Source organism: Ruegeria sp. CH8 (assembly GCF_056536985.1).
On sequence record NZ_JBQFQR010000036.1, the window covers coordinates 1 to 25271 of the forward strand.

Genomic DNA, 25271 nt, shown 5'->3' on the forward strand with positions numbered 1-25271 from the left:
CTGTGGTGCCCGACCGTCCGGCTTTTATCCTCGACTTCACAATCCACGATATTTGGATGAACTCCAAAGCTTTCGAAGCGGGTCAAGTCAGCCCTGATCAAGAGGATCAGGTGCCGGGTGTTATGTTCTGGCAGCGCGACGCCGAAGGCAACCAGACCGGAATCGGCATCGAGTTTCAGTGGGCTGCCGCCTTCCTAAATGCAGGCGCTTGGGATCCAGCAGGTGAAATTCCTGATATTCAGAAAAACCTCTACGATCAGGCCGTCAAGACCGGGATAACTGCCGTGCACGTGCCTCTTATGGCAATGCCAACGGCTACCGATCTGTCGCTTGTGAAAGAGGACGAAAAACTCGCACTGGCCCACCTACACGAACTGGAAAAGAACCGTGAGCTAACGATCCGCACCTTTGTTGCGACGGGGTTCAAGGACCCGACCGCCACTGCTGACGAAATCGTAGAACACACACTCGAATTACGCGAACAGTACGACAGCGACATGCTGCGCATCTGGGGCATCAAAATCCATCCGGAAGGGAACTGGAGTTCAAAGACTGCCTGGATGCTGGACGATTACGCCGATGGGTCTGCGACGCGTGGTGCGGCTGCCATTGAAGGACCCATGATAACCTCGGTCTATCTGCATGCCAATCAGAATGGGCTTCCGGTGGGCACTCACGTCGATGGATCACAAACAGTACGCAACACGGTGGACGCGATCATGACCGCGCGCGGAGCTGGCTATGACGTTCCCAACAATCTTTTGCATCACTACTTTTGGGTATCAGATCAAGACCATGAAACAGTCATTGAGAATGACATCATGGTAAATACGACGCCTATATTCCACGTGGATTGGGAAGCACAGGACGTAAACGCGTTGGACCTGTTGGGGCGTGCAAAGGTCGAGGCAATATTTGCCCGCTATTCCTCGTTGATGGCATTGGGACACAATGTATCGATTTCCTCGGATGTACCTTCCGCGCCGATTGATTTGATAGGTCCGCTCCTCAATGTTGAAGTTGCGATGACGCTGCAAGACCCACTTAATCCAGACAGCAAACCGTTCCCATTGTCGCGCAAACCGGCCTCACTAGAAGAGTCGCTGAAAGCCATCACAATCTACCCTGCGGCTCAACAAGCGATGGAGGACAAAATAGGCTCCATCGAAGTGGGCAAGTATGCTGACCTCGTCGTTCTCGATCAGGACATAACTGCAGTCGAACCGCGTGAAATCTCGAACATCAAGGTGTTAGGCACGCTGATGGATGGGCGGTTCACGCATCGAGACGGAATTTGACTGCTGGGCGCACAACGCCCTTGGCCGTCTCGTGTAAACTCCGGATAGGAGGCAAAAATTGAAACGACTGGTTCGTTGTACAGCTTTTTGGCTGGCTGCAAGTTTTTCAATGGTGACTCATGCTTACGCGGAAGAAGTCGCATTCATTGCCATACTGAGCGTTCCGGCTGAAAACGCACAGGCTTTTGATGCTTTGGCAAGAGACATGGTTGAGGCATCTGTCACTGATGAAGGGCTTTTAGTTTACGAGTTCGCCCGAGTTGGCGAGACGGTGTACGGCTATGAACGTTATGTGGATGCGGCTGCCCACGCCAGGCACGAAGCGTTGATCGAACCTTTCATACCCCAGTTGGTTGAGTTGGCGCAGTTCGAGAAAATAGTCACGCTATCGAAGCTTACAAACAGCCATCAGGAATTGTTCCAAAGCATTGGAGCGGAGATTGGCCAACCAATTGCCGCTGCGTCGCAAGGGCCATCCAAATGAATGCGCGATGGCAAAGAAGGCTCAGAAAAAGTCTACAAAAAAATTTAAGCGGAACTCGGGAGCAAATGATGAAATGCCGACTTTGCATTTGTACAATGTTCTTCGCTGGGATGCTGAGTTTTCAAGCCGATGAAGCCCGAGCTTGTGATGCTGCTTGTCAGGCAGCGCGGAAGGCTGCGAACCCACTTGCGGACACAAAGGCGCTGATCACCGACAATACAATTGCCTTCAGAACCGGGACGAACGACGACGACAGCTACAATTTTCAGCTACAGCCCGTCTATTCAGTTCCACTCACAGACGCAACTTTGGTGCTTCGGGGAATTGTGCCGATTCAAGGTGTCCAACCCGGAGCCGTGTTGCCGCCGGGAATTGTCGATCCCTCGGAAGAAGATGATTTGACTTGGGGCATCGGCGATTCAACTGTTCAGGCATTCTATTCACCTACGCCAGGAGACAGCGGAATCGCGCTGGGGTACGGCCTGCAAGTATCCCTTCCAACGCATACTAATGACGCCTTGCAAGGCGCAGGTTGGGGCGCTGGCCCTGCCTTTGTCATGTTTGGGCAAACCGGTGATCTGTCGTGGGGTGGTGTCATTGCCCATATGTGGGGCGAGAACGATTTCAACGTGACCATCCTGCAACCCATTTTGAACTACGGTTTGGGAAAGGGTTGGTACATCGGGTACAACAACGTCGTTTCGTACAATTGGAATTCCGCCAGCAATGATGAAGCTTGGGCAATTCCACTGGGTTTGACCGCTGGTAAAACGTCAATCATCAATGAGGCCAAAGGAACCGCTATGGACGTCAGTGTTGGATACTACACTCTAGAGCGTAAACCTGATGGTGGGCCGGACAGACAACTCAAACTAGGATTGTCGTTCTTTTTTTGACTGGCGCTTTGGAAGCATAATTCAAGAGACGGCTTTATATGGCTGGGGACAGCAAAAAGGTGAGAGTGAACGATCCCATGTATAGCAGACCTTGGCCGAAAACTTGGCTCCGTCGTAACTGTGAGGAAAACTGGAGCTGTGAAATGACAAGCAACCTGATCGCTCTGGCATTTACAGTTTTTGCGTTCGCACACATTCAAACTGCTCAGGCTGAGGTTGCCCAAGGCCCGCAAGAATCTGCTGCCCAAGCGTCTCCTTCAGGGGCGAAGCGTTTTGACATGTCTGAGCGCTTACTTGATTTGGCCATTGCCCCAAGCCCCACAGGGCTAGATGAATCTATTCAGGAACATGTTGCGGTTAGCTGGCGTGATTTGAAGCCAGCGCTGAAGTCTCTGGAAACGCCATTTGAATCGCTGCCCGATCCGTTGTTAAACGCTATGCGAACGGAAGTTCGTTGGCGAACATCCAGTACCAGTGAACGCTCGGATCCTGATCTAATTAAAGAATATAAGGCGGCCAATGGTGTTCTGTCCGCAAATGATGTCGACGTAGAAAAGCTAATGCTAGAGCGCCGAAAAATCATTGCGCAAAACAACTCAATCGGGCGCGGTCCAAATTTAGAAAAACTGGGTACGACAATCAGGCTACCCGGGTACATAGTACCACTGACAATCGATGGAGGAATTGTAACCGAATTCCTGTTTGTCCCGGTTGCAGGTTCTTGCGTTCATACACCTTCGCCGCCACCCAACCAGATCATTCATGTTGATTACCCAAACGGCGTCGAGTTTAAATCGATTTTCGATGCTTTTTGGATCGAAGGTGAACTGTCAGATGAACGCAAAATCAGCGATGTTACGTTCTACGACGGCCTCGCAAATGTGCAATCCATATACAAACTCGAAGCGCAGTTTGTTGAAACATTAACCTATTGATTTTGCGTTATCTAATTCGCCAAAAAGCCAAGAGTTAAGTCGCGCTTCAGGAGTTTTTCCTCTGTGGATGACACTGCGCTCAGGTCACGCTATACGGCGTAAAAAAGGCTCACTTCCGCGCAGAGTGCAGTCAATGTGTCCAGAGTTAAGAACGGCAGCTTTGGCCGCAAAACAGACGTTCGCTGCAACTTGCTGGAATGCTCACTTTGCCCTTGCCGACACGTGGCTCGTGTTCGCCAACCTGACCCATGCCGAGGAGAGCACCCTTCCGATTGTCCAATAAGTCAGCAAATGCACAAGTGTTCCAACTTCAAAATCATTCCCGCAACTCAAGTAGGAGGTGCTTACGACACCCAAGCCGCGTCGTCCTGGTGTTTTCACGCTCTGCCTGCCTCCAGCCCAATCGCTCCGACCAAACTTCGAAAAACGGATCAGATCAAACAGACCTTTTCGGCCAGTTCGTCAATCAGAACGCGTTGGTTTTCACTGTAATCAACAGGAAGATCGATCAGGTGTACGCCACCTGCTGCAAACGCTTGCTCAAAGGTGGGTACTAGATCCTCGGTTCGCTCCACCCGGTGGCCGGTCGCGCCATAGCTTCTGGCATATTGCACAAAATCAGGGTTGTTAAACTCCAGCCCCCAATCTTCAAACCCGGCGTGAGATTGCTTCCACCGGATCATCCCATACGAGCTGTCGTTCAGAATGGTCACAACCAAATTGAGGCCTTGGCGAACAGCCGTTTCAACCTCCTGACTATTCATCATAAATCCACCGTCTCCACATATCGCCATGACACGACGGTCAGGATAGAGCTTGGCTGCCATCATAGCTGAGGGTAGGCCGGCTCCCATTGTGGCCAGTGCATTATCCAGTAAAACGGTATTAGGTTGGTAAGCCTGATAATTGCGGGCATACCAAATTTTATAAATGCCATTGTCCAACGCGATGATATCGCAGTCACGCATGACCTTACGCGTGTCAGCCACAAATCGCTGTGGGATAACCGGGAACCGCGGATCATCTGCGCCTGCCGAGATGTGCACATCGGTTTCCTGTTTGACCTGCTCAAAATAGCTGCGGTCAAAATCCAGTGGGCCACCAAGCTTTTTCCCCAGTCGTTCGATGGATTGCGCAAGATCGCCGACAACCTCGACCTGCGGGAAATAAACCTGATCGACCTGCGCGGCCTTATAGTTCACATGGATTACTTTGGTTCCGCCTTCTTTCATAAAGAAAGGAGGTTTCTCCACCACGTCATGACCAACGTTTATGATCAGATCGGCCCTTTCTATGGCACAGTGCAGGTAGTCCCCATCGGACAACGCAGCCGTCCCCAGAAACAGATCTGACCGTTCGTCCACCACACCTTTGCCCATCTGTGTGTCAAAGAAAGGAATCTGCATGTCACTCACAAACTGGCTGAGTGCGCTGCGAGCATGCTTTCGGTTGGCTCCCGCCCCCAACAAAAGCAAAGGCATTTCAGCCGAGCGGATCATCTCGGCCGCCTCATTCAGAACCGTGTCAGCAGCAACAGCATAGTAGCGCGGATGGGGTTGCAGGACCGGCTCGGTGGTATCTTCGGCCGCTATATCCTCGGGAAGTTCCAATAGAACGGCGCCGGGACGCTCCTCTTGCGCGACACGAAACGCTTCGCGAATTAACGAGGGGATGGTGTTGCCGTGCACAATCTGCTTGGACATCTTGCAAATCGGGTCGAACAAACCCACCACATCAATGATCTGAAACTGGCCCTGTTTCGATTTCTTGATCGGCTTTTGGCCCGTGATCATGACCAACGGCATCCCACCCAGATGCGCGTAAGCTGCAGGCGTCGCAAAGTTCGTGGCACCGGGCCCAAGTGTCGCCATGCATACCCCAGCTTTACCCGTCAAACGCCCGTAAGTCGCCGCCATGAATGCCGCTCCTTGTTCGTGGCGGGTAAGAACAAGTTCAATCTTGGACCTTCTCAAAGACTCGAGCACATCAAGGTTTTCCTCGCCCGGGACAGCGAAAACATACTCAACACCTTCAGCCTCAAGCGCTGCGACCAGCAAATCCGAAGCTTTGGTAAAGGAGGTTGCGGTTTGGTCAAAAGCGGACATGTGCTCTCCTAATATCACAGTGGATCCGTTGGTCAGGCCTGAGATGCAGGTGAAAATCTATCCCTTCCCAATTAGGGTCGGTTCGTTCGGTTTTCACCGGCTTGCGGCTATTGGAAATCAAAAAACAAAGCATCCATCGCTACTCATCGACCGTTTTCCAATACAGCACGCGCGAGACAGGGCTTCAACGGCCGTAGCAACCGACAATGTCGTGTTGCGAGCAGGCCAACGAACTCCGCGTTAGAGCAAATACTACTGCCATGACCTCCGCAATTATCGAACAGTATTTCTTCGGACCTCTGACGCGAACATGGCGTCGAAGCGGTGCCACCAATACCGGACGATTTCCTTGCTTACGTCGGTCCTTCAATTTGCAAAAAAATCTTCACTACTCGGAGCGACAATTGGAACTGAACATACAGCATCACCGCCAATCAAGCAGCCCCACGGCTGGTTTTCAGTTATTTTTCCGGGATCGATTTCGCATTGAGGAAGGATACTAAACTCCCTGCCCGCCTAAAGATGAGTTTTTCCGGCAAGACGGCACCAGTTATTCGTCTTTTTCATAGACAATGAATGGAGTTCTTTTGGCCACTTTGTCGTACAAAACTCGACCTGGGTAGTTAAATTCTTGAGTTGTCCAGTAGGTGGTTGGAACACCGTCCTGCTTGGCGATCTGAAAAACAGATTCGATCAGAGCTCGTCCAACACCTTTTCCCCTGACCTGCGGATCAGTGAAAAGATCCATAAGATAACACGTATCCTCCACCGACCACATGAACCTATGGTAGAGATAGTGCGCCAATCCAACCGGTTTTCCGTCCAACTCAGCTATGAGACAATTGTATTCACCTGCATCCGTAGACAACAACCTGTTGAACGAAACCTCATAGACTTCTTCTGAGACAGAGGTCTCGTAGAAATCCAAATATGCCGTCCATAAGCGGCGCCACTCTTCGTGATCTTTCAATTCGAGGGGGCGGATAACTAAGCCTTCCGGCATGAAAGATTCCTCCAGCGTTTCTTTGATTGCTTACAACCGAGATCGCGCAGTTCGGTCAAATGGGCTGCTGCCCGACGTCTACTCGATCATGTTTAAGTGGAATGTCCTCATCCACGGCTTCGCCCAACTCCTGGGCGTATCGATGACCTGCATAAACCGCTGCTGCTATAATCGCCGGCGCATCACAATCTCCTATGCGACGAAGGCTGAACTGCAAATCCTCAGAACTGACCCGGCCGAGCAACCCACTGTAAAGGCTGTCATTTGGTTTGCGAGCAGTAACCATAACAATATTGGCAACCGGAACGGTCACACTTGGCCCACGATAGGTGCACTCCAACTCTGCGATTTTGCCATCAAAATGCTTGAGCGACTTTGACGGCAGGATCTCGACCCCCAATCGAAGCAGATGCATTCGGATGCGCCAACGTTCGGACGTTTTTCCCGCCCAGTCAGAAACACTGTCAGATGGTGTGACCAGCGTGACAGCATTTCCCTGAGCTCGTATCTTCTCAGCGACAACGCTGGCCATGTAGTAGCCATCACCATCGAAAACGAGCGTCGGTCCATCTGGAAGCTTTCCATCCATGATGTCATCGGGGGTAAAAACGCGACTTAGGGCGGCTCCTTCTGCGACCGGCGAAAAACGTTCTTCGTCAAAATACTCCTTTCGCCAAGTCGCGCCGGTTGCGATCGCAACGTGGTCAGCATCGACGGCCAAGATATCGTCAACTGTCAGTCGACTTTCACGGTAGATTTCAACGTTGGGCATCTCAATCAATTGCTGCTCGCGATAGTCTTTGACGCGAATGTACTCGCTCATTCCAGGCAGAGCCGCTTCGCGCGAGACCCTGCCACCCAACTCACGAGTAGCTTCCGCCAATTGGACATCATACCCACGCACGCCAAGTGCCCGTGCCGCTTCCAGTCCGGCAGCGCCTGCCCCGACGATCAAGACGCGCGCATCTGAGGATTTCTCACGAATGATTTCAGGGTGCCAGCCTTTGCGCCACTCCTCTCCCATTGTTGGGTTCTGAGTGCATCGAATAGGTACCCCAATCGAGTCACTGGCGTAACAAACATTGCATCCGATACACTCGCGGATCGCGGACAAGCGCCCTTCCTCAATCTTCTTTGGAAGGTAAGGATCAGCAATCGACGGGCGCGCAGCCCCGATGAAATCGGTTACTCCCCGTCTGACTTGCGAGACCATGGTATCCGGTGACGTGAAGCGACCAACCGTCACTACAGGCTTATCCGTTACCGACTTGGCCCAATGCATGTAAGGTTCAAGTGCGGCTTCTTTCGTAAAACGGGACACACCCATCTCGACAGAGTAATCTGCAATGTTGATATCCCACAAATCCGGCAGGTCAGAGAGCATCTCAAACATCTCTCGACGTTCACCATAGATTGGCTGGCCATCCTCGCCGATCTCTTCGTCTGCCGAGAACCGAACGGCCACAGCGCACCGGTCGCCAACGGCGTCTTTGGTTTCCTGAATTAACTCACGAGTAAGTCGCACCCTGTTTTCTAAGCTGCCACCATATTCGTCACTGCGCGTGTTCACTCGCGGGTGCAGAAAATTCGAGATCAGGTATCCGTGCGTTGCGTAAACATAGACAACGTCAAATCCCGCATCTCGCGCCCTCAAAGCCGCCTTTCTATGCCAGTGGCGTAAATCCCGAATGTCCTGCTTGTCCATTGCGCGTGTCTGAAAAGGGTGCCCTTTCGTATTGGGGCGACTGTCAACATCCATGCTCGGCAAGCGGGAAAACAAGTTGTTCGAGTTGGCGCCTCCGTACCAAAGCTCAGCCCCTGCAAGGCTACCGTATTCGTGAACCGCATCGGTCATAAGCGCATGCGCCCGAACATCACTGTCATCCCAAAGCGACGCGTAAGGATGCGGAAGGTCGTCAGATGATGGGTGGATCGAGTTGTATTCCGTGCATATGACGCCCCACCCTCCTTGCGCCTTCACTTTACGCATAGCAGCAAGAGTACGTGGGTATTGCCAACCCATACCTGTACAGTGTGGCACCTGATAGAACCGGTTTGGCGCAGTAACTGGCCCGATTTGGACTGGTTCGAAAAGGATGTCGTAGCGAGAGTCCCTACCCATATTTTTACCCTTAGTTAGCTGCGCCATGCGCTGGCTGATCTTGCCTGGAAATTCCGGTCTGAGAGCCGCTCTGTTTCAACCACCGTTGTTGAACTCAGGCACTCGAAAGTGGTCTTGGTAGACCTTGGCAAGAAAGGCGGCGATGTGATCCCGGGCGACAGAACGCTGAAAATTCTCGGGATAGGTTAAAAGTTCCAACCAGATTCCGTCGTAAAGAGCTTCCAGAATATTGGCGACTTGCCTTGGCGGCATGTCTTCATACCCTCCTTCTTCAGCGATCTCTGAACACAGTCGCAGTGCGATGTCGTACCGCTCTTGATCAATATCATTGATCAGACTGCGGTAGACTTTGCGCCGCCCTGCCTCTCCGAAAAACGCAAACCAAACAGCTAGTTTCTTTGGAGTGCAAATCTGCGGGTGAAAGTGCGCGTCGACGATAGCCAACAGCTTTTCTGCGGCTGACAACCCTGCATTTTCATAGGCTTCCAACCACTGCTCGTGATGTTCTTTTGCTAGAAACAACAGCGTTTCTTCCAGCAAGTTCTGTTTGCTTTTGAAATGGAAGTTGACGATACCCAGAGACAAGCCGGCTATCTCGGTGACGGTGGACATAGTCGTTCCACCAATTCCGTTTTCGGCGATCGAGTGGATTGTCGCGTCGATGAGTTGTTGTCTCCTAACCTCCTTGGACTCGGTGCGCCGCCGCCCCTCAGGGTTTGTCTTTTCGATTGACGATTGTCTCACCCGGATGCATCCCACCTACTAAAGCACTTTTTTGGTCTTGCTTGCCCCCAACAGCCGTTCTTTTTCAGCGCGCGGACAATTGACATCTAAGCGATAGATGCCATTGATTGAATAATCATTCAATGGAAAAGGGGAAATGATGTGAAAACACCCGGACGTACGCAATCATAGATCTAGAGTTCCGACCAAAAAGTGAAAACCGGATCGTGCACAAAAGAAATAACCCTGCGATGCAAAGCTCCCAAAGGCTCAATGCGGTCTTCAATGGCGGCCCAAGCTGCGTCTGCCTGCAATTGATCCCTAAACTCGATAACAGCCATAAGCGTATGGTTGCGAAGCTCATCGGTATCGTAACCACTTGCGGGGATGCGTCTGCACAAAGGCGTCCCTTCCGCGGCCAAGTCTGTCTTGATCAAATGTTCGACAAACGCATTCCACGCCTGCTCGAACACGTCGAGCTCGACGGTTGGTTTCAATTCGAATTGGTTCAAAAGTCTTGGCATTCGTCACATACTATCCGGCAAGTATCATGGGCCAAAACTACGCAGTTCTCCCTGCAAGGCAAGCGCGAGGCCACTAGATGATCCGAAACGAAAACCCAGTCATTGCAAACAGCCTATGGTCAGCAACGGCAGGCTATTCGTCAGAATACCCGCAACTCGTTGGCGAACAGCAATCTGACGTGACCGTGATTGGCGCTGGTTTCACCGGACTTTCGGCGGCACTTCATCTGGCCCAGCAAGGCGTCAAAGCAGTTGTTATCGATGCCCAACATCCGGGCTGGGGAGCTTCAGGGCGCAATGGTGGTCAAATCAATGTGGGCCTAAAGGATGGGCCGACGGGCATCAAAACCAAATTTGGTGACCTCTGGGGAACCAGAATGATCCGAATGGCCGGTGACGCCGCCGATCTTGTGTTCAACTTAATCGCTCGGCACGGCATTGAGTGCGACGCAAAACGTCCAGGCTGGCTGCGCGCTGGGCATACTCACAAAACACTCAGCGAATTACACAAGCTAGCCGAGGATTGGGACAACCACGGCGGGGGTATGATACAGCTTGATCAAAGCGAAATGCGGCGTCTGACAGGGACCGAAGCTTACCTTGGTGGCGTTCTGGATCGCCGCAGCGGTGTTTTGCACCCGCTGAATTACGCACTTGGACTGGCCGAAGCAGGTTGCCGCAACGGCGTGAAAATCTTCGGCGAAACGCCCGCCAACCAGATTAAATCAGAGGCCGGTCGCTTTCATGTTGAAACTCCCAAAGGAACTGTCATCTCAGATAAAGTGCTAATTTGCACGAACGCCTATTCCGGAGATCTACATCCGCGCTTGGCTCAGTCAGTTTTGCCCGTTCGGTCAGTTCAGGTTGCTACCTCGCCTTTGTCCGACAATATACGCCAAACAATTCTGCCAGAAGGCAACGCTTTGTCAGACGCCCGACGCCTACTTCTGTACTTCAGGCAAGACGCGGAAGGTCGCTTTCTGATGGGAGGTCGCGGCACCTACAACGACAATTCCACTCTCAAACAAATTGAGCGTTTGAAACGCATCTCTGTTGAACTTTTCCCCCAGTTGTCCGGAGTTCAGTGGGAATACGAATGGGGTGGCTTTGTCGCTTTGACAAAAGATCATTATCCACACCTGCACGAGCTCGCTCCGGGGATTATGACAGGTTTGGGATACAATGGGCGCGGTGTTGCCATCGCAACGGCAATGGGGCGCGTCCTCGCCAAATGGGCTACAGGAACCAAAGCGGACGAGCTGGAGTTTCCGGCCACCCCCCTCAAACCACTACCTTTTTCGTTCGCGAAAGAAACTCTTGTGGAAGCAGAAATCCTACGCCTCAAACTCTTAGACAAGTTGGGCCTTTAGTAAGCTAGCAAACAGCGTCACCTAGCGGTTTTTGGAGAAAAAGCGATAGGTCAACGCGATAGCCGCCAAAGAGAGACCTGAGCCGTACCCAATCCAAACTCCATTGGGGCCGAACCCAAGCCAAAAGCCCAGCGCATATCCAAGCGGCAATGCAAAAACCCAATAGGCAATCAGGGTAATGGCAACAGGAACGTGATTGTCCATCATGCCTCGGAAAGCGCCCAGCATTGTCCCTTGCACACCATCTGCAATCTGCATTGCTGCAATCACAAGGAACATCGATATCGCGAGAGAAACAACCCTTGGGTCATCTGAAAGGCTATTGGCCAAAGGCGCGCGGCCTATCAAAATACCAGCAACGACAACAGCCATCCAACCAACAACGACCATCAGCGACGCCAACACAATCGGCTTGAGCCTTTCTTTTTCATCGGCACCAATTGCCTGAGCTACTCGTATCGAAATCGCAATCGAAACGCCCAAGGGCACCATGTAAATGACGTCGCTGACCGCAGAAACGATTTGATGAGCGGCCAGCGCGGCTGCGCTGAACCAACCAAGCATAAGGCCAGCTACTGCATAAGCGGCCCCCTCCCCCAGGTAACCGACGGAAATAATGAACCCTTCTTTGATCTGCGCCTTAACCTCGGACCAATCAAAACCTGCGGCCTCTAGGAAACCCTTCTTCCTTCTCCACGCACGCAAAATCACGAATGCCACAATTAACGGCACCATCTGAGACAACAGACTTGCGATCCCTGCACCGACGAGACCCAGACCCGGCCAACCAGCAATTCCGTGGATCAAAACATAGTTTGAAGGGATGTTGAATCCGACCGCAAGGAACGCGAGGCCAACCCCAATCCACGGGCGATTCATTGCGTCGAATAGGGCTTTCAGAGCATAGAAAACCGTGAAGGGCACCAAAAGAAGGCTCATCGCAATCCAGTAGCCGCCAATCAGACTGACAACTTCGGGCGGCTGTCCAATCCAGGAAAGGGCGGGCTTGAGGCAGATCATTACAGCAGCGCCAACGACACCAACGACCAAGGAAACAAAAATCCCAGCGCTTGTGGCCGATGCCAGCCCTCGGTCACTTGTTTTTCCAAAGGCTTCAGCCATTCGCACACCAATTGCGGAAACAAAGCCGTAAAGCGCTGAATAAAAGATGATCAGCACCGAGGCTGTGATTGAGACCGCCGCCAGAGGAAGTGTTCCCAATGGGGCCACCATCACGGTGTCAACGACTCCAATCAAAGCAGCTGCAGCAAGAGAGATAACTATCGGCAAAGCAAGACGCGCAAGGTAGCGCGCCTCATTTAAGATGACGCCCCAAGATGGCCGAGGCTGCTGTGATATCCGCACTCGCGTCATATTGTTGGGCCTTTCAGTCGTAATTGACTAAGCCGTTTCCCCAAGTAATTCCGGAACCAAGCGAACAAGGCACCCCCAGGCAGCCTGTTCCGCCTGCTTTCGGCTCAGGCCTTGAGGAGCAAGATGCAAGCGCTGCCAATAGCCATCCGTCAATGTCTCCATCCATTCAGCCATTTGATCTGGTGAAGTAACGTCATCATCGGACAGCAATTCATTCCAGATTACACGCAAGGTCTCTCTTCGACGTGTTTCGAAATGTTCGGCAACTTCATCGTACTGCAGTTGAAATCGAAGCTCGCCCCAAAATGCATACCAAAGGGGTAAGACATCCGGACCACATGCATCAGGGTGGAAATCAGCTTTTATCAGAGCTCTTATCTTTTCGGCTGGCTTATCCCCTGCTCGCTCTAAAGAAGCTGTCCAGTGGTCTTCGTAGCGCTGGTAAAGGTCACGCAAAGCTTCGGTCAGAAGACCGAGCTTTGACTTGAAGTAAAACGCCGCGACACCCTGAGAAAGCTCAGCTTCAGACGCGACCGTTGCAAGCGTCGTTTTTGCCAACCCATGAGCCAATATAGAGCGGCAAGCCGCGTCCAGCAGCTGTCGGCGACGACGATCTGCGTTTTCCTTCCGCTCTTTGCGGGGGCGTTTACGCTCTGCTTCGACCAATTGCCGCTCCTCCTACGAATACAGCCATCTACAGCGCGCAAAAAACATGCGTCAATAGCTTGAAATTTATTTGAGCGCTCAAATAAACTTTACGAACCCGAACCTGATCTGTAGACGAGAGAGAAAGGGATGGAAAAATTTGACGGTTGAGAACAGATACGACGTGATTGTGGCTGGTGCTGGTCACAACGGTTTGACTGCCGCCGCCTATTTGGCGCGCGCTGGCGTGCGTGTTTTGGTGGTCGAAAAGAACGACTGGATTGGAGGCGCTGCAGTCAGCCGGTCGCTGCACGAGGGATGGACGTACTCGAATTGCTCATACGTTTGTTCTCTTCTGCGCCGCGAGATTGCTCGGGACCTTGAGCTACCAAAATACGGGCTTCAGGTTATTCCGTATGAAGGTGGCGCGAGCTTTACTCGCGATGGGGATTACTTCGCCTACTATACCGATCACAACGCACTGAAGCGTGAGATGGCACGTTATTCTGAAAAAGATGCCGACGCCTATCGCGGATATTCACAAGCCATCATGCGGCAATGCCGTTTTATCCGTCTCTTTCTACTTCGGGACGCACCGGATCCTGCTTCGCTTCGCCCGCGCGATCTCGGCGAACTAGCTTACCTCGTAAAAAAAGCACATGGGCTGGGCAGTCGGGAGCTTGGTGAAACGCTGAAATTCTGGACAATGTCCATTGGTGACTTTCTGGATGAGCATTTCGAGAACGACCTGATCAAAGCCCATTTAGCTGGCTCCGGCATTATCGGCACCGGCCTAGGAGTGTATTCTCCCGGAACAGCCTACGTTCTGCTGCACCACTACATGGGTGACATTGATGGCGGCATCGGCGCCTGGGGTTTCGCTCGCGGTGGAATGGGCGCAATCTCAAATGCCATTGCTGCCTCATTCAAAGAGCACGGAGGTACGATCCATACAGGTTCGAGGATCGAAAAAATCCTCAGCAAAGATGGGCACGTTGAAGGCGTGGCTCTTGAGGACGGCAAGGTTTTCTATGCCCCTGTCGTTGCCTCCAATATGGACATCAAACGCACTGTTCTGCACCATATTGACGCGGCCGAGTTACCGGATGACTTCACCAAGGCGGTGCGGAACTTCAAAATTCGGGGGTCTTCGGCGAAGCTCAATATTGCGCTTGACCGGTTTCCAAATTTCCCTGCGGCACCAGAGCACACCAGCTTCCTCAGGGGTGATTTGCATGTGTCGCAGAGCCTCCTTGAACTTGAAAGGGCCTATGATGATTGGAAAGTCGGGCGCTGGTCGGAAAAGCCCTATATCGACATGCTAATCCCCAGCCAGATTGATCCGACTATGGCTCCGACAGGTGCCCACATGATGACGGTTTTCGTCCAATATGCTCCTTATGACCTGGAAGTTAACGGCGTTAGATCGGCAGAGAATTGGGACGAAAAGCAGCGCAGTGCGATGGCAGAAACTGTACTCGACCAGATGTCAGTGGCGTGCCCTGACATTCGCGAGCGCGTTGTTCATATGGAAGTGCGTTCACCGTTGGAAATCGAGCACGAAGTCGGTCTGACAGAGGGCAACATTTTCCAAGGCGAACTGACTTTTGATCAGCTTTTCTTCAATCGGCCCGTACCGGGTTGGTCGCAGTACAATTTACCTATCAAGGGGCTTTATTTGTGCGGGTCGTCCGCCCATCCCGGCGGTGGGGTTATGGGGGCCCCAGGTGCAAACGCTGCCCGCGCAATCCTGAGGCACGAAACACGGCATGGCCGAATGAAGGGGTATGCCGCATGAGCCAATTTGATGCGATTGTCATTGGCGGCGGCGTAAACGGTCTGGTTGCCGGAACACTCCTTTGTCGACGCGGCAAGAGTGTCTGTATCATTGAGAAATCCAACAGGTTCGGCGGCATGGCGTCTTATTCCGTGGATGGCGGCCCATCTCTGGCCCATTCGCTCTACAACCTGAGCCCGCGGGTCTTGAGTGACATCGGCATAGATCCTCAACACCCTGTCCTGTCCGGCAAGCCCGTCTCCACGGTTTCTTTGTCTGAGGATGGGCGGCATATCGCCTTCAATAGCGAAGGCGTCTTTTGGAGCGAGGGGGCAAAACACTCGGAATCCGACGCCTGGTCCGATCTGACAAAGCAGTTGATTACGTATGGGAGCCTTTTGCGCCAACTCGCCGAGGCTCCACCTCCCGGGGGTCAAAAAGCCATCCTCTCCCGGGGTGGGCTCAACGAGTTTTTGCGTCTGGCAAAACTGGGCAGAGGCCTGAAAAAGCTGGGCAAATCTGAAATGCGACGTTTCCTGCAGGTCGTCTTATCTAATGTCTACGACATTGTTTTAGATGACCTTTCGGAAGGACCGGTGGCTGGAATGCTTGCTGCTGATGCAATCTGGGGGTCAGCCACCGGTCCAAGATCTCCGGGCACTGTGTTCAATCTGATTTATCGGCTTGGCCACGGAGGTAACATCACACAACCAGCAGGTGGGATGTCCGCGCTGACCGATTTGATGGTTGAAGCAGCACAAAAGGCGGGGTGCGTGCTGATGCCGGAAACTGAGGTGTCTCGCATTGTGTTGCACGACGACACAGTCTCCGGAGTGGCAACTAACGATGGACGAACTTTGACCGCACCCATTGTGCTCAGCAACCTTGCTTCAAGACTAACAAGCCGAATGACCGGACCCTCTGCTTTTGACATCGAAGCAATGCGGCGAGTTCGAAATATTCGGGCTCGTGGAACAGCGGCTAAGGTCAACCTACGGTTAAAAGACGACGCCACCCTGCCCGGCCTGCCTAGCGAACTAGCCCACGAACGACTGATCTATGCCCCTTCTGTGGAGTACGTCGAAGCTGCGTTCAATCCAGCTAAGTATCGTCAAATGTCTAAAGCACCGGTGATTGAAGCCTTTAAAATGCAGACAGCCGATGGGGCAAACTGGCTGTCAACCATAGTGCAATATGCGCCATCTGACATTGAAGGCGGTTGGACTGAGACTGCCAAGGAACAGCTTGCGCAAATCACAGCTGAAACTCTTAGCCGTGCCCTGCCCGGCTTGGGCGATCAAATCTCTGGCAAACAGGTCATAACTCCGGATCAAATCGAAAGCGCGACCGGCGCACCAGGGGGGCACTGGCACCATGCTGAAATGTCATTGGACCAACTGCTGACACTTCGGCCCGCGAACGGGATGGCCAGATATTCCATGGGGCCGAAGGGGCTGTTCCAATGTGGTGCGGCAACGCACCCCGGCGGTGATGTCATGGGGCTCGCTGGTCGCAATGCGGCGCTGGCAGCGCTGGAGGCACAGGCATGAGCATCTTCACCGATCCGAAACTAGGTTTGATCCCCGGCCCGTTTCACAAAAAACTCGAAGAGCAAAATCGCGCACAGAATTGGTACGATTGGGCGGGTTATGCCGCCCCGGGTGTGCTGGACAGTGTCGAGTTCGAGTACTTCGCGCTGCGCAATCAGGCGTCTTTGTTCGATATCTCACCAATGCATAAATACCGATTAACCGGGCCGGACACGACCGCGATGCTCAATCGCCTCGTGACACGGGACGTCCGAAAAATCAGCGTTGGTCGCGTGGGGTACGCAATCTGGTGTGATGAAGAGGGTATGGTCATCGATGACGGGACTCTTTTCCACCTTGGCGACAACGATTGGCGTCTTTGCTGTCAGGAACAAATGCTGACATGGCTACTCGACGCGGCTTGGGGTTTTGACGTTTCAGTCGTCGACGAAACTCACAGTGTTGCTGGACTTTCGTTGCAGGGCCCGACCTCATATGCAGTTTTGGAGGCCGCCGGGTTAGATGTCAGCAAGTTGAAGCCATTCGATCTTGCTCAAGTTGACCATGATCTCATGATCTCGCGGACGGGTTTTACCGGTGATTTAGGTTACGAGCTCTGGTGCGACTGGGACAAGGCAGAAGTGCTTTGGGACAGGATTTGGAAAGGTGGCGCATATCAGGGATTACGCGCCATTGGGTACGAAGCTGTAAATTTGGCCCGCATCGAAGCGGGTTTTCTTACTGCAGGCGTGGATTTCCAACCAGTTCATGCGACCGAGCGGTTGCACCGAGGCCAAACACCTTTCGAACTCGGCTTGGGTCGGCTAGTCGACTTCGACAAGGGTCATTTCAATGGCCGGCGAGAGCTGCTGACCAAGCGGGACACTCCAAGAAGCCTCCTCATGCGTTTCGATGTCGAAGGATTCAAACCCTCGGAAGGGTCATTGATCTACAACCGACGCAAAAAAGAAGTTGGGCACATAACGTCCGGAATATGGTCGCCGACCGCCAAACGCAATATCGCGTTGGCACATGTCCGTATGCCGGATGCAGGCCGGTCATCCGTCTTAAAGGCGGAAATTTACACTCTGCAAGAAGGCAAATGGGACACCAGACTGGCGCGCCTTACACCCATCACCAAAGCCTTTTTCGCACCGCACCGCGCTCGTGCTACGCCACCGGCCCGCACCTAAAGGAGAAGCAGACGTGAATACCCTAGGCAATACACCAACCGACGGCGACCTTGTCGCTTGGGATCGCGACCATCACCTACATCCTTGGGCCGGAACCGACGGCTTTGGGTCCGACGAGTACATGCGGGTGAATACAGCGGATGGTATCTACCTTTGGGATGCTACCGGAAAGCGCTATATCGATGGCCCCGGCGGTATGTGGTGCACACAGATCGGATACGGGCGTCAGGAGATGGCCGATACCATTTCCCAACAGGTTATGAAGATGCCTTACGCATCGCCCTGGTCGTTTACGACTGAGCCCGCAGCCGTTTTGGCACGAATGATCGCAGAACGCACGCCAGGTGATCTCAACACAGTGCACTTTACAACCGGTGGGTCCACGGCCGTTGATACCGCACTGCGGACCGCGCTTTTCATGAACAAACGGCTTGGCCGACCGGAGAAGAGGATCGTGATCGGCCGGGAAAAAGGCTATCACGGATCGACGTTTCTCGCCGCTACTGTCACCGGGAAAGAGCGTTTCGAAACAAGCTTTGAGAAAGCACAGGATCTGGTGCGTTTTTTGCCCGACGTAAATCCCTACCACCGGCCAGAAGGAATGAGCTTGGATGCGTGGTGCGACGCTAAAGTCGCCGACCTTGAGAACCTGATTGAGGACGTTGGCGCCGACCGTATTGCCGCCTTTATCGCTGAACCGATCCTGTGTTCCGGTGGCGTGATCGTTCCACCTCCGGGTTATCACAAGCGCACGCTCGAAATCTGCCGGGCAAACGACATTTTGTACATTTCGGATGAAGTCGTAACCGGCTTTGGTAGGTTGGGACATTGGTTCGCCTCAGAAGACGTCTTTGGCATCGTCCCTGACGTTATTACCTGCGCAAAAGGTTTAACCTCGGGCTATCTGCCGTTAGGCGCTTGTATCATCTCGGACGCTTTAATGAAACGAATTGCCGAAGCACCGGGCGACGATGTTTTCTACAACGGCTACACATACTCCGGGCACCCAGTGAGCTGCGCGGCTGCAATCAAAAACATCGAAATCATGGAGAGCGAGGATATTCTGGGACACGTTCAACGTGTCACACCCCATTTCCAAAAGCGCCTACATCAAATTAAGGAAAAGTTTCCGATAGTTGGGGATGTGCGCGGTGACGGACTACTGGGATGCATAGAATGTCGCCCCGGCCTAAAGGTCGAGAGCTACGAAGCGCACGTTAAGTTTGGGCAGAAACTAGACGATGCATGCGAGGAGATGGGATTGCTCTTGCGCCCGTTTGGAAACATGGCCGTGTTCTCGCCCCCTCTGATCATATCTCCCTCGCAGATAGACGAAATGTTCGACATCATGGAGGCTGGTATGGCGCAGGTCAGCAAGGACTACGACGCATAACAGTCAACTCGCTAAGACAAGGAACCAGTTAGATCAGGTTGGTTTCCGACCACGGATGTGATGTGGGCAATGCTCTCCGGTTTTTAGCACGGGCTGCATAGCGTCCCAGATCTCGATCTGGTGCTCGATAAACTCCGCTCCATGCCGGGCTTCCCAGTCGGAGCGGTTTGGTCCGGTCAATTCCTCAAGTTCCGCAGCGGATACCTGAGCATACCAAGGGTTGCGATTGACCAACTCTACGTCTTCAAAGCCCGCCAACTCCATGGCAGCGCGGTACTTAGAGGGCGAAGCCATCTGAAACTCCAAGGCTTCCATCTTTACGTAGTGTGCCATCTCCGGTGACATCTCCCCATCATGATTGGTCAGCCAGTCAGAAGCAGCGAAATGACCACTTGGTTTGAGTACACGATAGGCTTCCGCAGCCATCGCTACTTTGTCGGGGATGTGGATGATCGAGTCTTTTGAAAACACAATGTCAAAAGTACCGTCTTGGAAAGGCATGGGGCCAGGGGTGACCTCTAGGATTTCAACCTTTTCTTCCAGAACTGCCTGCCTAACTCGCTCTCGCGCAACCGCGCAGACTGGGGCCTCTACATCAATTCCCGTCACTCTAGCGGCGCCGAACTCCTTTGCCATCAACACCGCGATAGCCCCAGAACCACAACCTATATCAAGGATATGCTTATCTTTCAGATCAATCCCTTCGACAACTCGAGCAACTTCTTCAGGACCTCCCGGTGAAAGAAACCCCTCTCCCCAAAGCTCCTCCAGAAAGCAGATTGCCTGTTGGTCATATAGAATTTCGTCTGACATAGGATCCCCCCGCATCTGATTGTCAGTCAATCACTGCAGTGAAGCCTTTTCTTCCAACTCAGACAAGCTTTATCGCGAAATTGAATGTCAGAGATGCAGTTTTTATTGAATGATCATTCAGTCAATAGACATCGAGCATATTGACTGGTATTCGGAGAAAAGCACGTCAAAAAAGGATATTCTCGCAATGGCTGACACCCTACCGACGCATGCCCAAACCGTGATCATTGGTGGGGGGTCGATCGGCGCGAACACGGCCTATCACTTGACTAAGCTCGGCCATACCGATGTTGTCGTTCTGGAGCAGGGAAAACTTACATCAGGGACCACTTGGCATGCCGCCGGCCTGATCGTAGCCGGCCTTCTCAAATCCGAAGCTGAGTGCGCTATCTACACGCACGGTCGAGACCTCTATGCGAACCTAGAGAAGGAAACCGGTATATCCACAGGTTTCCGCGACGTTGGCTATCTGCAGATTGCAACCAATGAAGAACGCCTGCACGAGATGCGCCGCGTCGCAGCCTTCATGCGGCGTTTTGGTATAAACAACCACGAAGTCTCGGTAAAAGAAGCCCAAGATATGTTCCCTATAGGCGACCTCTCAGACGTCGTTGGAGCATTCCTCATTCCGGAGGACGGTCGAGCCAACCCGGTGGACGTGACGATGTCTCTAACCAAGGGAGCCAAATACAGAGGTGCGCGTTTCTTCGAAGGCGTGCGGGTTGAAGAGATTTTGGTTAGGAACAGCACCGCGACAGGAGTCCGCACCGCGAGTGGTCATAACATAACAACTGAAAACGTCGTGATCTGCGGTGGAATGTGGTCTCGCCAACTGGGTGTCAAACATGGTGTAAATCTGCCCCTCCAGGCAGCTGAACACTACTATCTAATAACGGAAAGTATCCCGGGCCTACCCCGCGACCTGCCCGTTCTCGAAGACCCTTCCACCTACTCTTATTACCGTGAAGAAGTCGGGGGGATGATGTTGGGGCTTTTTGAGCCCGGCGCTGCGGCTTGGAAGCTCGATGGCATCCCGGATGAATGGCAATTTGGAGAGATCGAGCCGGACTGGGAACGTGTTGGGCCCGACCTGGAGAAAGCCTATTCGCGCGTGCCTGACACCATGAATTACGGCGTCAAAAAACTATTCTGCGGTCCGGAGAGTTTTACGCCTGATCTTGCGCCGCTTGTTGGCCCGACGCCTGAACTGCGCAATCTTTGGGTTGCGTGTGGAATGAACTCACTTGGCATCCTGAACGGGGCGGGCACGGGTATGGTTTTGGCCCATTGGATGGTGGACGGCATACCTCCAATTGATGTCACCGGCATAAACGTCAATCGCTTCTCCCGTGAAATGGCGACACCGGCCTTTCGACGCGACAGGACACCTGAATTGCTGGGAAAGCTCTTTGGCCAGCACTACCACAATGAGAACTACAAAACGGCGAGGAACGTTAAGCGTTCAGTGCTCTATGACCGCCTCAAACAGGCCGGAGCCTTTTTTGGCGAAGGAAATGGTTGGGAACAACCTGATTGGTTTGCTCCGACGCCCGAACAGGCCAAGGTCGAGAAATACAGCTGGTATCGCCAAAATTGGTTTGAATGGCACGCCGAAGAACACAAGGCCGCACGCGAGGATGTCATCGTAATGGACATGACATCAATGGCGTGTTTCAGCGTCGAAGGCCCAGACGCATGCTCCCTTCTCTCCCGCCTTTCTTGCAATGACGTTGATGTTGAATCCGGTCGCGTCGTCTACACAGCCTGGGTAAACGAAGGAGGTGGGTTTGAAGCTGACCTCACAGTCACCCGACTATCCGATCAGAAATTCTGGGTCATCGTGGGTGAAAACTCGGCGGGTCATACAGAAATGCGCATGCGACGGCACATTCTGGACTATGAGAACGTAGTTATCACTGACATCACCGCAGGGCGCTGCCAAATCAACGTTCACGGCCCAAAGTCGCGTGAACTATTGAGTAGAATATCCGGTGCTGATTTGTCGGACGAAGGTTTTCCCTTCATGACGGCGCGTGAAATCGACATCGGGTATGCCGTAGTTATGGCCTATCGCGTAACTTTTGTTGGCGAACTCGGCTGGGAACTTCACGTACCGGCCACCCAGGCCGTACAGACATATGATCTGATTATGGATGCAGGTCGTGATTTGGGCGTTCGCAATGCTGGAATGCAGACCCTTAACTCCCTGCGGCTGGAGAAAGCCTATCGTGATTTCGGAATTGATGTGGACAACACAGACAACCCGATTGAAGCCGGTCTTGGGTTTGCCGTTAAATTGGACAAACCGGGTGGCTTCATCGGCAGGGAAGCGCTAGCCGCGATCAAAGCAAAAGGCACGCCCAAAAACCGAATGTTGCAGTTCCTGCTCAAAGACCCAGAGCCTCTCATGTACGGCAACGAGATGATTTATCTAAACGGCAAGGAAGTCGGATATATTCAGGTTGGCGGATATGGGCACGCTCTCGGCGCTGCTGTCGGGATTGGTTTTGCAGAGATTGGCGAACCGTTGACTGCAGACGTAGTCGCAACGGGGCAGTGGCAGATCGAAATTGCTGACGAGAAATACGATGCTACCGCCTCGTTAAAGCCGCTTTATGACCCCGACATGCGCAAGATAAAGTGCTGATGCATCATTGTTCGGTGCTGTATTTCAAACCGGAAAGTGTTTTGGGAAAAACCGCGACAGCGAAAGCATGCAAACATCCCTGAATTCCCGACGATCGGCCACTTTGGGATACAACATCAAGCTGAGCCAGGCCCCATCAGACATCGCCTCTATAGCCCGGGCTGTTTTTTCCGGATCGAGATCGTCGTAACCACCATCGGCGATCAATTCACTACACAGTTGCAGAATTCGGTCGTATCTTTCATTGTCATATTTATTATGTATTTTCAGATAATTAGGGCGATATTTCGCTTGACCCCAGAAAGCGAACCAGACAGCCAAGCGCTTGTGGGTGCAGATGCTTTTGTCAAAATCCGCTCGAATGATGGCAGCCAGCCTATGTGCGGCTATAGGTTCCGCAGCGTCGTAAGATTTTAGCCAATTCTCATAGTGTTCTTGTGCAAGGAAACCCAGCGCAGCGTCATACAGTGCTTCCTTGCTGTCGAAGTGATAGTTCACAACGCCATGGGACAGATTGGCAGTTTCGGTCACATGCTTAAGTGTCGTGTCAGAAAACCCGCGCTTTGAGATCGAGTCGATGGCCGCCATTATCAACTGCAAGCGACGAACTTCAGGAGGTTCGGTGCGTCGTTTTTTCTGAAGCTCATGCGTCTCCAATTTAACTCTCCTCTCGTTCAGCCATTTGCCTGTCCAGCAAATCCGCCCTTTGTTGCCGGAACATAACGATAGCTGCGATAGCGACACAAATGGCGATCACAAGGATCATGATGGTCGCCAGCGCATTAATATCCGGCCTGAGGCCTAGTCGAATGCGCGAAAAGATCAAAATTGGCAAGGTATTTGCACCTGGGCCAGTAACAAAACTTGCTATGACCAAGTCATCGAGAGACAGAGTAAACGCCAATAGCCAGCCGGAAATAAGGGCTGGTGTAAGCTGTGGAATCGTGATGGCAGTCAGAACTTTGAACGGTTTTGCTCCAAGATCGGCAGCCGCTTCTTCCAAAGTTTGCCCCACGCCGGTCAAACGCGCCTGAATTGTCACCGCCACGTACGCCATTGAAAAGGTAATATGCGCGATGGTAATCGTCGCAAAACCACGTTCTGCCGGCCATCCGATCAGCTGGTTCAGGGAAATAAAGAAAACCAACAAGGACAATCCGGTTATCACCTCGGGCATCACCAAAGGCGCGACCAACATACCACCAAACAACGTCCGCCCCTTGAATCGCCCAAAACGCACCATAGCCAGTCCTGCCAAGGTGCCGAACGCAGTCGCAAAAGTAGCATTCACAACAGCAATCTGAATACTGAGTGAAACAGCACTCCAGACTTCGGCAGATTGGAAGAGTTCCTTGTACCAACGCAAGGACCATCCTCCCCAAACAGGTACGAGTTTGGAGTAGTTGAATGAGTAAATGACCAATAGGATCATAGGGATGTAAAAGAATGCCAGTCCCAAGGTCAGCATGATGGTTAAAAAGCGGGAGCGTTTACCGTACATTTATTGCTCCTCCGATGCTTTGCCTTGGTAGTGCTGAAAAACCATGATGGGGAGCACCAGAATGAACAGCAGAACAATCGCCACAGCGGCAGCGACAGGCCAGTCACTGTTTCTAGAAAATTCGTTGTAGAGAACGCGACCAATCATTTGCACGTTTCCGCCCCCCAACAGATCGGGGATAACGTACTCCCCGGTCGCAGGGATGAAGACCAACAGTGAACCAGCGACAATACCGGGCATCGTCAGCGGCAAAGTAATTTTGAAAAACGTGTTCGTTGGCCGGGACCCAAGATCGGCAGCCGCTTCGTTCAGACTGTTGTCCAACTTCTCCATATTCGCGTAGAGCGGCAGGATCATGAATGGCATATAGGTATAGACGATCCCGATATAGACGGCGAATTCCGTGTAAAGCATGCGGATTGGCTCGTCGATTATACCCAGCGCTATCAGAAGATTGTTGATCGTGCCTTGATCCGCAAGCAGGCCCATCCATGAGTAGACACGCAATAAGAAGGACGTCCAAAACGGAAGAATAATAGCAAACAACAATAGCGGCTTCGCGACTGGCCCCGATCGTACAATTGCGTAGGCGATGGGGTAACCAAACAAGAGACACAAGAACGTGGAGGTCACTGAAATTTTGAGAGAAGTGACGTAAGTATCAAAGTATAGGCTGTCTTCCCAGATGTAGATAAAATTGTCGAACACTAGACGGATCGTCATGATCCCGTCGCCCGTCCACTCAATCAAACTAGTGAATGGAGGGCTTGCAATCGCCAGTTCGGCCAAGCTTATTTTGGCGACAATAAAGAACGGCGCTAGAAAGAAAACGAGCAGCCAGAGAAACGGCACAACGGTGACGATCTGACGCCACCTATTTTGTATGCGCCGCATCACCAAACGGAGCATGGGCTGTCGTTTAACCGGAAGCGGTTCGGA

The 25271-nt window shown here is 52.6% G+C and carries 21 protein-coding genes and 1 pseudogene; 10 read left to right on the plus strand and 12 right to left on the minus strand.

Annotated elements, in window-relative coordinates; all coding sequences use genetic code 11:
- The 4 genes from ACR0ER_RS23425 to ACR0ER_RS23440 form a co-directional block, all read left to right on the plus strand.
- Positions 1 to 1298: amidohydrolase family protein (locus ACR0ER_RS23425; protein ID WP_480770955.1), on the plus strand; the 1298-nt coding region annotated here is incomplete at its 5' end.
- Positions 1299 to 1356: 58 nt separating this feature from the next.
- Complete coding sequence (locus tag ACR0ER_RS23430; RefSeq protein ID WP_480770956.1) at positions 1357 to 1782, plus strand: putative quinol monooxygenase; 426 nt, start codon at positions 1357 to 1359, stop codon at positions 1780 to 1782.
- Entirely contained in the window at positions 1779 to 2678 is a 900-nt protein-coding gene (locus ACR0ER_RS23435; protein ID WP_480770957.1) for a hypothetical protein, read from the plus strand. The genes ACR0ER_RS23430 and ACR0ER_RS23435 overlap by 4 nt, the downstream gene beginning before the upstream one ends.
- 143 nt (positions 2679 to 2821) lie before the next feature.
- Positions 2822 to 3613 (plus strand): DUF3299 domain-containing protein, encoded by a 792-nt coding sequence (locus tag ACR0ER_RS23440; protein WP_480770958.1) that lies wholly within the window; start codon positions 2822 to 2824, stop codon positions 3611 to 3613.
- 431 nt (positions 3614 to 4044) lie between these two features.
- Here ACR0ER_RS23440 and ACR0ER_RS23445 read toward each other — a convergent pair whose 3' ends face one another.
- The 6 genes and pseudogenes from ACR0ER_RS23445 to ACR0ER_RS23470 all read right to left on the minus strand — a co-directional run bounded on the left by ACR0ER_RS23445 (position 4045) and on the right by ACR0ER_RS23470 (position 10090).
- Positions 4045 to 5718, minus strand: a complete 1674-nt coding sequence (locus tag ACR0ER_RS23445; RefSeq protein ID WP_480770959.1) for an acetolactate synthase large subunit — start codon at positions 5716 to 5718, stop codon at positions 4045 to 4047.
- Positions 5719 to 6268: 550 nt separating this feature from the next.
- Positions 6269 to 6721, minus strand: a complete 453-nt coding sequence (locus ACR0ER_RS23450; RefSeq protein WP_480770960.1) for an N-acetyltransferase family protein — start codon at positions 6719 to 6721, stop codon at positions 6269 to 6271.
- A 55-nt stretch (positions 6722 to 6776) separates the two neighbouring features.
- Positions 6777 to 8843 (minus strand): oxidoreductase, encoded by a 2067-nt coding sequence (locus tag ACR0ER_RS23455; RefSeq protein ID WP_480770961.1) that lies wholly within the window; start codon positions 8841 to 8843, stop codon positions 6777 to 6779.
- 75 nt (positions 8844 to 8918) lie between these two features.
- Complete coding sequence (locus tag ACR0ER_RS23460; protein WP_480770978.1) at positions 8919 to 9383, minus strand: TetR family transcriptional regulator C-terminal domain-containing protein; 465 nt, start codon at positions 9381 to 9383, stop codon at positions 8919 to 8921.
- Positions 9384 to 9602: pseudogene (locus ACR0ER_RS23465) on the minus strand (TetR family transcriptional regulator); the annotation flags it as partial.
- Positions 9603 to 9760: 158 nt separating this feature from the next.
- The gene (locus tag ACR0ER_RS23470; RefSeq protein ID WP_480770962.1) at positions 9761 to 10090 is read right to left on the minus strand and encodes a hypothetical protein; all 330 of its coding nucleotides are present in this window, start codon (positions 10088 to 10090) and stop codon (positions 9761 to 9763) included.
- A 77-nt stretch (positions 10091 to 10167) separates the two neighbouring features.
- On the opposite strand from ACR0ER_RS23470, the gene ACR0ER_RS23475 reads away from it, so the two are divergent.
- The gene (locus tag ACR0ER_RS23475; protein WP_480770963.1) at positions 10168 to 11460 is read left to right on the plus strand and encodes an NAD(P)/FAD-dependent oxidoreductase; all 1293 of its coding nucleotides are present in this window, start codon (positions 10168 to 10170) and stop codon (positions 11458 to 11460) included.
- A 21-nt stretch (positions 11461 to 11481) separates the two neighbouring features.
- Here ACR0ER_RS23475 and ACR0ER_RS23480 read toward each other — a convergent pair whose 3' ends face one another.
- Both ACR0ER_RS23480 and ACR0ER_RS23485 read right to left on the minus strand, forming a co-directional pair.
- Positions 11482 to 12834, minus strand: coding sequence for an MATE family efflux transporter (locus ACR0ER_RS23480; RefSeq protein WP_480770964.1), 1353 nt, complete (start codon positions 12832 to 12834; stop codon positions 11482 to 11484).
- Between the two features lie 27 nt (positions 12835 to 12861).
- A complete protein-coding gene (locus ACR0ER_RS23485) occupies positions 12862 to 13500 on the minus strand; it encodes a TetR family transcriptional regulator C-terminal domain-containing protein (protein WP_480770965.1) in 639 nt (212 codons plus the stop codon).
- A gap of 163 nt (positions 13501 to 13663) precedes the next feature.
- Here ACR0ER_RS23485 and ACR0ER_RS23490 point away from each other — a divergent pair, with 163 nt between their 5' ends.
- From ACR0ER_RS23490 to ACR0ER_RS23505, 4 genes are read left to right on the plus strand one after another with little or no spacing between them, the layout of a single operon-like run.
- Entirely contained in the window at positions 13664 to 15277 is a 1614-nt protein-coding gene (locus tag ACR0ER_RS23490; protein WP_480770979.1) for a phytoene desaturase family protein, read from the plus strand.
- Positions 15274 to 16806, plus strand: coding sequence for a phytoene desaturase family protein (locus tag ACR0ER_RS23495; protein WP_480770966.1), 1533 nt, complete (start codon positions 15274 to 15276; stop codon positions 16804 to 16806). The genes ACR0ER_RS23490 and ACR0ER_RS23495 overlap by 4 nt, the downstream gene beginning before the upstream one ends.
- Positions 16803 to 17978: an aminomethyl transferase family protein gene (locus ACR0ER_RS23500; protein WP_480770967.1), complete on the plus strand. Its 1176-nt coding sequence runs from the start codon at positions 16803 to 16805 to the stop codon at positions 17976 to 17978. The genes ACR0ER_RS23495 and ACR0ER_RS23500 overlap by 4 nt, the downstream gene beginning before the upstream one ends.
- Positions 17979 to 17991: 13 nt before the next feature.
- Positions 17992 to 19371, plus strand: a complete 1380-nt coding sequence (locus ACR0ER_RS23505; RefSeq protein ID WP_480770968.1) for an aminotransferase — start codon at positions 17992 to 17994, stop codon at positions 19369 to 19371.
- Positions 19372 to 19404: 33 nt separating this feature from the next.
- Here ACR0ER_RS23505 and ACR0ER_RS23510 read toward each other — a convergent pair whose 3' ends face one another.
- Positions 19405 to 20184: a class I SAM-dependent methyltransferase gene (locus ACR0ER_RS23510; RefSeq protein ID WP_480770969.1), complete on the minus strand. Its 780-nt coding sequence runs from the start codon at positions 20182 to 20184 to the stop codon at positions 19405 to 19407.
- A 109-nt stretch (positions 20185 to 20293) separates the two neighbouring features.
- On the opposite strand from ACR0ER_RS23510, the gene ACR0ER_RS23515 reads away from it, so the two are divergent.
- Complete coding sequence (locus tag ACR0ER_RS23515) at positions 20294 to 22831, plus strand: GcvT family protein (RefSeq protein WP_480770970.1); 2538 nt, start codon at positions 20294 to 20296, stop codon at positions 22829 to 22831.
- A 24-nt stretch (positions 22832 to 22855) separates the two neighbouring features.
- Here ACR0ER_RS23515 and ACR0ER_RS23520 read toward each other — a convergent pair whose 3' ends face one another.
- Genes ACR0ER_RS23520 through ACR0ER_RS23530 form a run of 3 tightly spaced genes read right to left on the minus strand, consistent with a single transcriptional unit; the run spans position 22856 to position 25241 of the window.
- Positions 22856 to 23488 carry a TetR/AcrR family transcriptional regulator gene (locus ACR0ER_RS23520; RefSeq protein ID WP_480770971.1) on the minus strand — a complete coding sequence of 211 codons (633 nt, stop codon included), beginning with the start codon at positions 23486 to 23488 and terminating at the stop codon, positions 22856 to 22858.
- Position 23489: 1 nt separating this feature from the next.
- Positions 23490 to 24332: an ABC transporter permease subunit gene (locus ACR0ER_RS23525; protein WP_480770972.1), complete on the minus strand. Its 843-nt coding sequence runs from the start codon at positions 24330 to 24332 to the stop codon at positions 23490 to 23492.
- On the minus strand, positions 24333 to 25241 hold the full coding sequence (locus tag ACR0ER_RS23530) for an ABC transporter permease subunit (RefSeq protein ID WP_480770980.1): 909 nt from the start codon (positions 25239 to 25241) through the stop codon (positions 24333 to 24335).
- Positions 25242 to 25271 lie beyond the last annotated feature (30 nt).